At 65.0% G+C, this 12,979-nt stretch carries 11 protein-coding genes, 1 tRNA gene and 2 riboswitches; of the genes, 9 read left to right on the forward strand and 3 right to left on the reverse strand.

All coding sequences use genetic code 11. The annotated features are described in order from the left end of the window. Positions 1-13 precede the first annotated feature (13 nt). Entirely contained in the window at positions 14-1,147 is a 1,134-nt protein-coding gene (locus XI02_RS27990) for a hypothetical protein (protein ID WP_172647724.1), read from the reverse strand. Positions 1,148-1,381: 234 nt separating this feature from the next. On the opposite strand from XI02_RS27990, the gene XI02_RS27995 reads away from it, so the two are divergent. Beyond that, a complete protein-coding gene (locus tag XI02_RS27995; RefSeq protein ID WP_018272338.1) occupies positions 1,382-1,627 on the forward strand; it encodes a zinc-finger domain-containing protein in 246 nt (81 codons plus the stop codon). Positions 1,628-1,634: 7 nt separating this feature from the next. Beyond that, the gene (locus tag XI02_RS28000; RefSeq protein ID WP_172647723.1) at positions 1,635-2,837 is read left to right on the forward strand and encodes an FAD-dependent monooxygenase; all 1,203 of its coding nucleotides are present in this window, start codon (positions 1,635-1,637) and stop codon (positions 2,835-2,837) included. Between the two features lie 34 nt (positions 2,838-2,871). Here XI02_RS28000 and XI02_RS28005 read toward each other — a convergent pair whose 3' ends face one another. After that, positions 2,872-3,306 carry a twin-arginine translocation pathway signal gene (locus tag XI02_RS28005; protein ID WP_172647722.1) on the reverse strand — a complete coding sequence of 145 codons (435 nt, stop codon included), beginning with the start codon at positions 3,304-3,306 and terminating at the stop codon, positions 2,872-2,874. A gap of 223 nt (positions 3,307-3,529) precedes the next feature. Between XI02_RS28005 and XI02_RS28010 the strand changes: the two genes are divergently transcribed. Both XI02_RS28010 and XI02_RS28015 read left to right on the forward strand, forming a co-directional pair. Further along, positions 3,530-3,616 (forward strand) — tRNA-Leu (locus tag XI02_RS28010). Positions 3,617-3,785: 169 nt separating this feature from the next. Then, positions 3,786-4,106, forward strand: a complete 321-nt coding sequence (locus XI02_RS28015; protein WP_172647721.1) for a hypothetical protein — start codon at positions 3,786-3,788, stop codon at positions 4,104-4,106. 275 nt (positions 4,107-4,381) lie between these two features. On the opposite strand, the gene XI02_RS28020 is transcribed toward XI02_RS28015, so the two are convergent. Then, positions 4,382-6,001, reverse strand: coding sequence for an ABC transporter substrate-binding protein (locus XI02_RS28020; protein WP_172647720.1), 1,620 nt, complete (start codon positions 5,999-6,001; stop codon positions 4,382-4,384). 265 nt (positions 6,002-6,266) lie between these two features. On the opposite strand from XI02_RS28020, the gene XI02_RS28025 reads away from it, so the two are divergent. The 5 genes from XI02_RS28025 (at position 6,267) to XI02_RS28045 (ending at position 12,792) form a co-directional block, all read left to right on the forward strand. Next, entirely contained in the window at positions 6,267-7,397 is a 1,131-nt protein-coding gene (locus XI02_RS28025; protein ID WP_026192961.1) for a M20/M25/M40 family metallo-hydrolase, read from the forward strand. Between the two features lie 91 nt (positions 7,398-7,488). Then, a riboswitch (glycine riboswitch) is annotated at positions 7,489-7,595 on the forward strand. A 3-nt stretch (positions 7,596-7,598) separates the two neighbouring features. Beyond that, a riboswitch (glycine riboswitch) is annotated at positions 7,599-7,713 on the forward strand. A 66-nt stretch (positions 7,714-7,779) separates the two neighbouring features. Further along, the gene (locus XI02_RS28030) at positions 7,780-9,138 is read left to right on the forward strand and encodes a D-amino acid dehydrogenase (protein WP_172647719.1); all 1,359 of its coding nucleotides are present in this window, start codon (positions 7,780-7,782) and stop codon (positions 9,136-9,138) included. A 160-nt stretch (positions 9,139-9,298) separates the two neighbouring features. Next, a complete protein-coding gene (locus XI02_RS28035; RefSeq protein ID WP_018272343.1) occupies positions 9,299-10,240 on the forward strand; it encodes an ABC transporter permease in 942 nt (313 codons plus the stop codon). Positions 10,241-10,243: 3 nt separating this feature from the next. Further along, positions 10,244-11,131: an ABC transporter permease gene (locus XI02_RS28040; protein ID WP_018272344.1), complete on the forward strand. Its 888-nt coding sequence runs from the start codon at positions 10,244-10,246 to the stop codon at positions 11,129-11,131. Next, the gene (locus tag XI02_RS28045) at positions 11,128-12,792 is read left to right on the forward strand and encodes an ABC transporter ATP-binding protein (RefSeq protein ID WP_018272345.1); all 1,665 of its coding nucleotides are present in this window, start codon (positions 11,128-11,130) and stop codon (positions 12,790-12,792) included. Before XI02_RS28040 ends, XI02_RS28045 begins: the two co-directional genes overlap by 4 nt. Positions 12,793-12,979 lie beyond the last annotated feature (187 nt).

A 12,979-nucleotide genomic window follows, 5' to 3' on the forward strand; every position in this document is an offset into this window, starting at 1 on the left:
GGCGACCGCAAGCCTAACCCTGGGCGGGCATACTCGCCAAGGTAGCCTGAGCGGCCATCTGCCGCTTCAGGCGCAGCGCCTTGCTTCGTCTGAGCCACCAGGCGGTGGCCCGTTCGGTGGTGGCCTTGATCGACGACAGGAAGCCGAACAGCGCCAGCAGCGCGCCGAACAGCCACATGGTGAGATTGAATGCGCCGGCGGCCAGCAGCAGCGCGCCGCGGCCGAACAGCTTCAGGATCGCACGGGTCTGGCCGCCCTTGACCTCGGCGATGCGCGCCGCCCGCGCGATCTCCTTCGGGTTCTCGGCGACCTTCAGCGTATCCCGCGCAGCGCGAACCCCGACCGCCTCGCCGATGCGCCCGACGTCCTTGGCGACGCGCACCAGCGCGCCAGCCTTCTCGGCGCGGAACGCCGCGCGGATCGCGGTTGCGGTTTCCACCGGCCGCAGCACCGAGCCGGATGCGACCGCCTCGCGCAGCGCCGGCTGGTCGACGACCTCGCGGGTCGAGCGCCCGGCCCATTCGATCATCCCCTCGCTCAGCCGCCCGGCCTTGCGCGTGTCCTTGACCAGCGTCAGCCCGGCGCGCAGCGGCCCGGCGCCGCCGACCGACACATAGGTGGCCGCGGTCACCGCAAGCCCGGCGGCGGCGAGGCCGAGCACCAGCTGGTCGGTGTCCTCGCCCATCACGAGGTGCTTGCCCTCGCGCACGACGTCCCTGACATCACCGAACACGAACAGGTCGCCGGCGACCGTGCCGGACAGGCTTGCGACATCGTCGGCATTGCCGGTCACCAGACCGGTGGCGAACCCTTTGGCGAAATGCATGCTGGATGATTGCTCGGCACGCGCGTCGTCGACACGCTTGGTGAGATCATCACTGAGCGCGATGTTCTTCTCGCCGGCGAGTTCGACAAAGCTCATCGCAAGGTCTGCATCGCCGGAGGCCAGCGCCGCCTCGATATTGTCCGAGATCAACGCCGGGTTGTTGCGCAACACGGAATTGAGCCTGATGTCGGCGAGCGCAGCGGGATCGTCCCGCGCCGCCAGCACGGTGCCGGCATCACGGGCGTGCGGCCAAATAGCCGCGCCCACGGCAGCACTTGCTGCCACGCCGACCACCGCCAAGCTGACGCGCACCCGATTCATTCCGCTAAAACCTCTAGTTTTATTCGCCTTGGAGATAGTGTGCCGTTTTTGCGACACAACGGCTCCGACCAAAGGAGGGCTTCTCTGGGACGACAAGATTGTGTCGAATTTGCATGAGCAAATGAGCCATCGGGGCTCTAGGAATCAACTGTTCCCGCCAGTATGGTGCGCGGCATTTCGCGATGCCGCATGCTGTTGATTGCGTCTGCCCATCGTTGCCATCAAGGTGAGAATATGTCCGACCACGTCGTCCCGCACTTCCATAACGATGCCGGTGTCTCGGTGATCGAAATCGGATCGCAGGAGTTCATGTGCGTCGGCGCCAACCCGCCGTTCGACCACCCGCACGTGTTCCTCGACCTCGGCAACGACAACGAGATCATCTGCCCGTACTGCTCGACGCTCTATCGCTTCGCGTCCGACCTCGCGGCCGGCGAAGCGCGGCCGCCGGAATGCGTGCTGAAAGACAAGGTCGCCTGACCGCTCCGTGGCGCTGACGCGAACCGTCATCGTTGCAGGCGCCGGGATCGGAGGACTGACGGCGTCGCTGACACTGGCGGCACAGGGCTTTCGCGTCGTCGTGCTGGAGAAGGCCGAACGGCTCGAGGAGGCCGGCGCCGGCATCCAGCTCTCTCCCAATGCCAGCCGCATCCTGATCGAGCTCGGGCTCAAGGAACCGCTTGCGCGGCGCGCGGTCACGCCTGAATCCGTCAACATCCTGAGCGCGCGGGCCGGTGGCGAGATCGCACGGATGCCGCTTGGCCAGGCCGCCGAGTTCCGCGCCGGCGCACCCTATTGGGTGATCCACCGCGCCGATTTGCAGGCCGCGCTGCACGCCGCCGCGAGCGACCATCCGGATATCGATCTGAGGCTCGGGTGCCAGTTCGAGGACGTGACCAAGCATGCGCGAGGCCTTACCGTCGTCCAACGCCGCGGCAATTCACGGCAGGAGGAATTGGCCGTTGCGCTGATCGGCGCCGACGGCATCTGGTCGTCGGTGCGCGGGCATTTGTTTCCGGATGTACAGCCGCAATTCTCCGGCCTGATCGCCTGGCGCGGTACGCTGGACGCCACCGCCCTGCCGCATGAATACACCGCACCGCGCGTGCAGCTCTGGATGGGACCGGACGCGCATCTCGTCGCCTATCCCATCTCGGCCGGACGGCAGATCAACGTGGTCGCGATCGTATCGGGCACCTGGAACCGGCCGGGCTGGAGCGAGCCCGGCGACATCAACGAGATCAAGCGTGCATTCGCCACCGCGCGCTGGCCCGCGACGGCGCGGATGCTGATCGGCGCGGTCGACGGCTGGCGCAAATGGGCGCTGTTCACCCTACCCGACATCGGCCGCTGGAGCGAAGGCGCGGTGACGCTGCTCGGCGATGCCGCGCATGCGATGCTGCCGTTTGCCGCGCAAGGCGCCGGCATGGCGATCGAGGATGCGGCCGTGCTCGCCAAGGCCTTGAGCGACAGCACGGGGGAACACACCGCGGGCATTCCCGCCGCGTTGAAGCGCTACGCACGGGCGCGGCGCGGGCGCGTGCTGAAAGTGCAGCGTCTGGCGCGGCAGCAGGGCCGCATCTATCATTTGCGCGGGCTGGCGGCGATCGCGCGCGATCTGGCGATCCGCGCCATCGGTCCGGAGCGGATGCTGGCGCGGCAGGACTGGATTTACGACTGGCGCGCCTGAACTGGGCCAACCGTCTCGTTCTGGAAACGCCGGCCTAGTGGACGACGCCCCGGGGCGCGCGCGGGCCCTTCGCCGCCGGCGTCGGGGCAGCGGGTGCCGCGGCCGCAGGCGTGTCCGGCGTGCTTTCATGGCACTTGCCCTTGCGCCAGGCCTCATCCGCCAGCTTCTGCTGGGAGTGGATCGAGATCAGCTCGTTGCGATAGACCATCTCGGAGACGACAGTACCGCCGACGCCGGTCTCCGCCTTGGCCATCAACTTTTCCTGATCCGCCGCGCGGGTCTTGAGATTGCTGCGCTCGTTCTCGAGCTGCTTGCAATCATAGAGCTCGTACTTGGCGGGATCGGCGAATGCCGACGGCACGGTGTCGCCGATCTGCGCGCAGCCGGAAACGCCCGCGGCCGAGGCGAGCAGCGCAATGACGGCCGCCGCGCGCGACAGCTTCAGGCGGCGTGGGAAACGAACAGACATTCAGCTTTCTTAACCGGACAGTGTTGAGATTGCCTAAAGCAGCCACCGGTGTCCGGATTGAGGCTCAATCGCGGCGGCGCGCTGCTTATCCCAATGCTCGGCCGCCGAGGCAAATGGAATTGCGGCCGCCGCTTAAGCCTTTGAAAGCTCACCTGTTAGCACCGGATAATGACAATTCCACTCGGCGCCCAAACGCGCTAGAAATCGGCGCGCCTGGCGCAACGCGGACGTGGCGGAACTGGTAGACGCAAGGGACTTAAAATCCCTCGATGGCAACGTCGTGTGGGTTCGAGTCCCACCGCCCGCACCAACCTTCGCATTCCACGCGCACCCGAGCGGCCCAGCGTCGTGTTTTCCGGCTGTGGCGCAGTTCACACGCCGCGGTCGCTGACTGTCGTAGTCTTACCCGCATTGGAAATTCCGGCCGCGCATTTTCGCGGCTGTTGCATTTCGAAATCAATTTTTGTCGGAGATCGACGATGGAGATTGCAAAGCGCAATCGGATTGCAAAGAGCAATCGGATTGCCAGCGAAACGGCGCGCGATCATGGTGCCTTTACTCTCGAGCATGGCGACGATGCGGCTCATTGCAGCAACGGGCTCAATGCACGGAATTTCCGCGACGCTGCGCCCGACGACCGCGCGATCTACCGGCGATGGATCCGCGGCGCGATCATGGTGTACGGACTACTCGCGCTTGCCGCTGGAGCGGCGGTCTGGATGAACGGAACCGGCATCGGACCGACACAGCTCACGAGCCTGTCGAGCCCGAGCAGCATGAGATCAGACCACGGCGATTAGCGGTCGCCGGTTCGGAACCCGTGCACTGCGTATTCGTTGTCATGCCGCAATTGGAGCATGACGATGCCGAACGACGATCCATCCGCGCAGCGCGCAACCGACCAACCCGATCAGCGCAAGGAGCGCCCCTCCCCGCCGCAGCACGCACCACAAGGCGGACCACCGCTCAGCGACGGACTGGAACAGCTCCGCGACAGCCACACCTGACGAGCTATAGCGAAAAGAAAAATGGCCGGGACAAGTCCCGGCCATTCGTTTTGCGTCAAGCCGCAAGCTTACTCGGACTTGTCGATGTTCCAGAAGATCGGCGTTGCCGGGCCGTCGAGCACGCCGGTGAGCGACTTCCGCCACGCGCTCGGAATGGTGTACTGGCCGAGCGGAACGTAGATCACCTGATCGTAGGCCTCGGTCTGGATTTCCGCGGCGATCTTCTTCTTTTCCTCAGCCGAGCCGGCGCGTGCGAACTTGTCACGCAGCTCCTCGATCTTCGGGTCTTCGGCCCAGCCGAACCAGCCGCCATTCTTGCCGCGACCGGTGATCGACGCGTTGACGATCGGATCGGAGACGTCGGCCGCGACCCAGTTGGTGAAGAACATGTTCCAGCCGCCTTCCTTCGGCGGCTTCTGGCTGGCGCGGCGGGTCACCACGGTCTGCCAGTCGGTGGCCTGCAGGTCGACCTTGAAGCCGGCCTCGCGCAACTGCTGCGCAGCCACGACCGGCTGGGCCTTCAACGTCGTGACGTCGCCCGGCGCCATGATCACCACGGGAGTGCCGTCATAGCCGGATGCGGCAAGCGCCTTCTTGGCTTCCGCCAGTCCGTTGCCCTTCACCAGCGTTTCGGCCCCGACGTCCGTCTCGAGCGGCGTGCCGCAGACGAAGAAGGCGCCGCAGATCCTCTGGTACTTGGCGTTGCCGACCAGCGCGTCGAGCACGTCCTTCTGGTTCATCGCCAGGAACGCAGCCCGGCGCACCTTCGGATTGTCGAACGGCGGATAGAGGAAGTTCATGCGTCCGAGGGTCTGGAAGCCGAACTTGTTCAGGACGTCGATCTTGAGATCCGGATTGGCTTCGAGCACCGGCAGCATGTCGAACGGAAGGTTCTCCATGAAATCGATGTCGCCGGATTGCAACGCGTTCACCGCGGTCTGCGCATCGGCCATCGTGACCCACTCGACGCGGTCGACCTTGACGACCTTGCCGCCCGCGGTCCAGCTCGCCGGCTCCTTGCGCGGCACGTAGTCCTTGTTCTTCTCATAGACCGCCTTCACGCCCGGCTGGAATTCCGCCTGCACGAATTTGAACGGTCCGGAGCCGATCTGTTCCGGGATCGGCTTGTCCGGCGGCGTCTCGGCCAGACGCTTCGGCATCATGAACGGCACGCGCGACGACGGCTTGCCGATCGATTCCAGCACGAGGCCGTAGGGTTCCTTCAGCTTCAGCGTGATGGTCTTGGCGTCGGTCGCCTCCAGGCTCGCGACGAAGTCCATCAGCTTCTGGCCCATGCCGTCGACCTTGCCCCAACGCTGCAGCGAGGCGACGCAGTCTTCCGCGGTGACCGGCGCGCCGTCGTGCCACTTCAGACCGTCGCGCAGCGTGAACGTGTAGGTCAGCTTGTCGTCGGAAACCTTCCAGTCCGCCATCTGCGGCTGGATCTTGAAATTGGAATCCGTCGCCAGCAGCGTGTCATAGATCATGTAGCCATGATCGCGGGTGATGTAGGCCGTGGTCATGATCGGATCGATGACGCGCAGATCCGAGTGCATCACCGCGGTGATGGTCTTGCCCGCGGCCATCGCCGGCGGCGCGAATGACAATTCCTGCGGCGCGAACGACAGCGCGAGCGCCGTCAACGCGGCCGCTAGCGTGCGGTGTTTCCAACGCGAGATAGGGAACATGCAATCTCTCCTGACGTGTAACTGGTCAAAGCCGGCTTATTCGTTATGCATGTGGTTCGTTATTTAGGCGAACTAACATGCTGTATGGCTTGTGAAATCGAGACTTGCACCAAGCGCCAAGCGCGTCAATCGGTTTCAGGTCGCATCGGACGTACACAAACGAATGAGGCCGCGCGCCAGATTTTGGCTTTACAAAATCGTCGGCTGAGATTTTCGTAACGCGCGCGCGATGCCGGCGCCGTCAGAACAACAAGAGAGAACAACGATGAACCCCGCCAATCTCCCCTTTGATTCCGAAACGATGCTGCAGGGCCTGCGCAGCTGGGTGGAATGCGAAAGCCCGACCTGGGACGCCGCCGCGGTCGAACGCATGCTCGATCTCGCCGCCCGCGAGATGGCGATCATGGGTGCGACGATCGAGCGCATCGCCGGACGCCAGGGCTTCGCGGGCTGCGTCCGCGCCCGTTTCCCCCATCCGAAACAAGGCCAGCCCGGCATCCTGATCGCCGGCCATCTGGACACCGTTCACCCCGTCGGCACCATCGAGAAGCTGAAGTGGCGGCGCGAAGGCAACAAGTGCTTCGGGCCGGGCATCTTCGACATGAAGGGCGGCAACTACCTGTCGATCGAGGCGATCAGGCAATTGGCGCGCGCCTCCTTTACGACTCCGCTGCCGATCACCGTGCTGTTCACCCCCGACGAAGAGGTCGGCACGCCGTCGACGCGTGACATCATCGAGGCGGAAGCCGCGCGCAACAAGTACGTGCTGGTGCCGGAGCCCGGCCGTCCGAACAACGGCGTCGTCACCGGCCGCTATGCGATCGCGCGCTTCAATCTGGAAGCCACCGGCAAGCCCAGCCATGCCGGCGCAACGCTGTCTTCCGGCCGCTCCGCGATCCGCGAGATGGCGCGGCAGATCATCGCCATCGACGGCATGACCACCGAGGACTGCACCTTCTCGGTCGGCATCGTGCATGGCGGCCAGTGGGTCAATTGCGTCGCGACGACCTGCACCGGCGAAGCGCTCAGCATGGCCAAGCGCCAGGCCGATCTCGACCGTGGCGTCGAGCGCATGCTGGCATTGTCGGGCACCGCCAACGACGTGACCTTCAAGGTGACGCGCGGCGTCACGCGCCCGGTGTGGGAGCCCGATGCGGGCACCATGGCGCTCTATGAAAAGGCAAAAGGCCTTGCGGCAGCGATGGGTCTCGATCTGCCGCACGGCAGCGCCGGCGGCGGCTCGGACGGCAACTTCACCGGCGCGATGGGCATCCCCACGCTCGACGGCCTCGGCGTTCGCGGCGCCGATGCACATACGCTCAACGAGCACATCGAGGTCGACAGCCTCGCCGAACGCGGCCGCCTGATGGCGGCACTGCTGGCGACGCTGGACTGACATCGACTGCACTGCACAACACGTTGGCACTGCCGGATCGAAATTTAGCCTTGTCCATTTTTAAGGCTTCGCCTACGGTCCGGCCGTCCAACGCGACGATGCGGGAGAGATCGAAGCGACAACATTCGTGTTGTTGCCTTCGGCGCCGACGGAGCAACCGCCCCGGAAACTCTCAGGCAAAAGGACTGTATCGTCAGGACGATCTGGAGAGAGACGAACATGGCCGCACATCAAGGGCCGTGACGTCCACCGAAGGGGATAGTTCGCTTCCGGCCCCGGCCCGATGCGGATCAAGCTCTCAGGTACCGTGACAGATGGGGCGCCGAATGCCGGTTTCACCGGTGGTTCGGCGACTCTAACCCACGGGAGCCTGAAGACCATCATGCCACATATCGCGATTATCGGCGCCGGCATCACCGGCGTAACGACGGCCTATGCCCTGCTTGAACGCGGCTACAAGGTGACTGTCCTCGACAGGCATCGCTACGCCGCGATGGAAACCTCGTTCGCCAATGGCGGACAGCTTTCCGCCAGCAATGCCGAGGTCTGGAACAGTGCTGCGACCATCCTCAAGGGTCTGCGCTGGATGCTCAGAAGCGACGCGCCGCTGCTGATGAACCCGAAGCCGAGCTGGCACAAATACTCCTGGATCGGCGAGTTCGTAGGCCACATCACCCGCTATCGCAGCAACACCATCGAGACCACGCGGCTCGCAATCGAAGCGCGCAAGCACCTGTTCTCGATCGCACAGCGCGAGAACATCGCCTTCGATCTCGAACGCCGCGGCATCCTGCACGTCTATCACGACAAGGCCGGGTTCGAGGCGGGCCTCAAGGTCAACACGCTGCTGCAGCAGGGCGGGCTCGACCGCCGGCCGGTGACATCGGACGAAATCCGCGTCATCGAACCCGCGCTGCAGACGGCCTGCTATGGCGGCTTCTTCACGCCGTCGGACGCAACCGGCGATATCCACAAGTTCACCCGCGGCCTCGCCGACGCCTGCGTCCGCCGTGGCGCGAGCTTCGTCCATGAAGCCGACGTCGACACGATCGCACGCGGCGATGACGGCTTCCGCATCGGCTGGAACGAAGCTGCTTCACATGAAGCTGCGGTCGCGACGCGGCATCAATTGCAAGCGGACGGGATCGTGATTTGCGCAGGCGTGGCGAGCCGCCACTTCGCCAGCCTGCTCAACGACCGCGTCAATGTCTATCCGGTGAAGGGCTATTCGATCACGGTGCAGCTCGATGCGCCGCAAAGCCGGAACGCGGCCCCAACAGTCAGCCTGCTCGATGAAGCTGCGAAGATCGTCACCAGCCGGCTCGGCGCCGACCGCTTCCGCGTCGCCGGCACCGCCGAGTTCAACGGCTTCAACCGCGACATTCGCGCCGACCGCATTCAACCGCTGGTGGACTGGGTGCGGCATCATTTCCCAAAGATCGATACGTCGAAAGTCGTGCCCTGGGCGGGCCTGCGCCCGATGATGCCGAACATGATGCCGGTGGTTCGCGCCGGACGGATTCCGGGCGTGTTCTACAACACGGGCCACGGTCATCTCGGCTGGACGCTGTCGGCGGCGACGGCGCAGATGGTGGCCCAGGCTATCGACGATTGGCGCGACCTCGACACGCCGCCGATGGCGCCGTCGTTCGGTGCCGGGCTCGACGTGCCTGCCAACGCGCGCAAAACTGAAATCAATCCACCTTCCAGTGGACTGCTTCGAACTTCACCGGAGGAATAATCGCGGCCCACAGGACTGATTAGCTGCACCGCAAAATCCGCAGCACCGATGGCATGGGACTTGCTCAAGTTCTACCGTGAGTCTGCTACCATCTGTGCTACGGTCTGGTGTGCAACGGTCCCGCCGGGGACTTCATCGACCACAACCCAACGGATCAAATTTGCTCGGATATCTGCTTCGCCGCATCCTCGCCGCCATTCCCGTGATGGGCGTGGTGGCTCTGTTCGTGTTCCTGTTGCTGCGGCTGACGCCGGGCGACCCGGCCGCCATCCTCGCCGGCGACAACGCGACGCCCGAACAGCTCGAACGTATCAGGACCTCGCTTGGTCTGAACGAGCCGATCTACATCCAGTTCTATACCTGGGTCGCCAAGTTGCTGCACGGCGACCTCGGCGTCTCCCTGATCTCGAACAAGCCGATCCTCGAGATGATCGGCCCGCGTCTCGAGCCGTCGATCTCGGTCGCGCTGGCCACCATCATCCTCTCGATCCTGGTGGCGGTGCCGCTCGGCGTGATCGCGGCGTGGAAACACGGCACCTGGATCGACCGCTTCGTGATGGGACTGTCGGTGCTCGGCTTCTCGGTGCCGGTATTCGTGATCGGCTATGTGCTGATCCAGATCTTTGCGATCGATCTGCGCTGGGTTCCAGTACAGGGCTTCAAGAGCATCTCGGCCGGCTTCGGCCCGTTCTTCGAGCGCATCATCCTGCCGACCTGCACCCTCTCCTTCATCTACGTCGCGCTGATCGCGCGCATGACGCGGGCCTCGATGCTCGACGTGCTCGGAGAGGATTACGTGCGCACCGCGCGGGCCAAGGGCATCGGCGAGACCGGCGTGCTGCTGCGCCACGCGCTGCGCAACGCGGCCGTGCCGGTCATCACGGTGATCGGTTCCGGCTTCGCGCTGTTGATCTCCGGGGTCGTCGTCACCGAAAGCGTGTTCAACCTGCCCGGCATCGGCCGCCTCACCGTCGATGCGGTGCTGGCGCGCGACTATCCGGTGATCCAGGCGATGATCCTCTTGACGTCGGGTATCTATGTCGCGGTCAATCTGTTGATCGACCTCGCCTACACCCTGCTCGATCCTCGTATCCGGTACTGAGCAATGGCGATCGAAACCCTTCCCGAATCCTCTATTCCCGTTACCCGGCCGTTCCGCGTCAAGTTCGGCTTCCTCACGTCGACGCCGATCATCGCAGTTGCGACGATCTGCCTCGCCCTCATCATCCTGATGGCGATCTTCGCGCCGCTGCTTGCGCCGCACGATCCCCTGCTACTGACGCCGTCGCAGCGGCTGAAGCCGTCGAGCGCGCAATATCTGCTCGGCACCGACGCCTATGGCCGCGACCTGTTGTCGCGCATCATCTACGGCGCACGGATCTCGCTGGTGATCGGGCTCGGCGCCGCCGTCTGCTCGATCGCCATCGGGCTTCTGATCGGCCTCGTCGCCGGCTTCTTCCGCTGGGTCGACGCGGTGCTGATGCGCGTGATGGACGGCTTGATGGCGATCCCTGCCATCCTGCTCGCGATCGCCGTGGTGTCGCTGTCGGGCGCCAGCATCTGGACCGTGATGGTCGCGATCACCATCCCCGAGATCCCGCGCGTGGCACGGCTGGTGCGCTCGGTGGTGCTGACCGCACGCGAGGAGCCTTATGTCGAGGCCGCGATCTCGCTCGGCACCAGCCTGCCGAAGATCATGTGGCGGCATTTGATGCCGAACACCATCGCGCCCCTGATCGTGCAAGGCACCTATGTCTGCGCGTCCGCGATCCTGACCGAGGCGATCCTGTCGTTCCTCGGCGCCGGCATCTCGCCGGAAACGCCGACCTGGGGCAACATCATGGCCGAGGGCCGCGCCTACTTCCAGGTCAAGCCGTCGCTGATCTTCTGGCCGGGGCTGCTGCTCTCGATCGCCATTCTCAGCGTCAACCTGATCGGCGACGCCGCGCGCGACGCGCTCGATCCCCGCATGAAGCAGCGTGAGGGCAAGTGACCAATACCAACTCTTCCAACGTCGTCCTCGACATCAACAACCTCGTCGTCGGCCTCGGCCGCAAGACGGACGCACATCGCATCATCGACGACCTCTCGCTGCAGGTACGTGAAGGCGAGACGCTCTGCCTGGTCGGCGAAAGCGGCTCCGGGAAGTCGGTCACCTCGCTCACCGTGATGGGCCTGTTGCAGAAGGGCACGCTGGTGCCGTCCGGCGGCAGCGTCAAGCTGGTCGGCGAGGAACTGCTCACCGCCAGCGACCGGCGGCTGCGCCAGCTCCGCGCCACGCGGATGGCGATGATCTTCCAGGAGCCGATGACCGCGCTCAATCCCGTGGTGCCGGTCGGCCGCCAGATCGACGAGGTGCTGCGCGCCCACACCGATCTCGACGCCCGCGCGCGGCGCCAGAAGATTTTGGCGATGATGGAGCATGTGCGGCTGCCGGACGTGGGGCGCATCTTCTCCTCCTACCCGCACCGCCTGTCGGGCGGTCAGCGCCAGCGCATCATGATCGCGATGGCATTGGTTCTGGAGCCGAAGCTCCTGATCGCCGATGAGCCGACCACCGCGCTCGACGTCACCACGCAGAAGCAGATCCTCACCTTGATCCGCGACCTGCAACGCGATCACGGCACCGCTGTTCTGTTCATCACCCATGACATGGGCGTGGTGGCCGAGATCGCAGACCGCGTCGCGGTGATGCGACACGGCCGCCTGGTCGAAACCGGCCCGCTGCAGGACGTGCTGCGCAATCCGAAGATGGAGTACACCCGCAACCTGTTGTCCTCGGTGCCGAGCCTGGTGCCGCGCGCGCCGCGCCCGGAGACGACCGAGCCGGTGGTGCTGGAAGCCAACGAGCTCAGCAAGGTCTACCGGGAGCGGTCGCTGTACGGCAAAGCCCGCGAGGTCGCCGCCGCCAGCAACGTTACCCTCACCTTGCGCAAGGGCCGCACGCTCGGCATCGTCGGCGAAAGCGGTTCCGGCAAGTCGACGGTCGCGCGCTGCATCGTCCGCCTGATCGATCCGACCTCGGGCGGGGTGCGCCTCGCCGGCCGCGAGATCTCCGACCTGTCGCGCCGGCTGCTGCAGCCGCATCGCCAGAAGATCCAGATCATCTTCCAGGACCCCTACCGCTCGCTCAATCCGCGCGTCACCGTCGGCGAGAGCATCGCGGAAGGCCCGGTCAATTACGGCATGCCGCGCAAGGATGCGCTGGCGCGCGCGCGCGAGCTGCTCGAGCTCGTCCATTTGCCGCCCGACGCGATCTCGCGCTATCCGCACCAGTTCTCCGGCGGCCAGCGCCAGCGCATCGCGATCGCGCGCGCGCTGGCGCTCGATCCCGACGTGCTCGTCGCGGATGAGGCGGTGTCCGCACTCGACGTCTCGGTGCAGGCGCAGGTCCTGGACCTGCTCGACGAAATCCAGCGCCGGCTGGGCATCGCGCTGCTCTTCATCACGCATGATTTGCGCGTCGCCGCACAGATCTGCGACGACGTCGCCGTGATGCAACATGGCCGCGTCGTGGAACAGGGACCGGCCGCCGAGGTGCTGACCAATCCGCAACAGGCCTATACCCGCGCGCTGCTCGATGCGGCACCCGGACGCGGCTGGGATTTTGCAAATTTCCGCCCGGTTTCGGAAGGCCTCGTGGCAACGGCCTAAGTCTTTAGCCTTAGCCTCACGACGTACCCTTGGGCCTTTCAATACGCCCATAGGGCATGCAAATCCGGAAGTGCTCCACGGCTTGCGCTTGGCGCGACGACACGCTTAACGTCGCGCGCTAGGGCATGGCCCGGACGGTGGACACCGATCCTCCCGAAAGATCAGGCTCCAACCAACGAGACGAGAT

Origin of the sequence: Bradyrhizobium sp. CCBAU 21365 (genome assembly GCF_015291305.1) — a bacterium.
GTDB lineage: Bacteria > Pseudomonadota > Alphaproteobacteria > Rhizobiales > Xanthobacteraceae > Bradyrhizobium > Bradyrhizobium elkanii.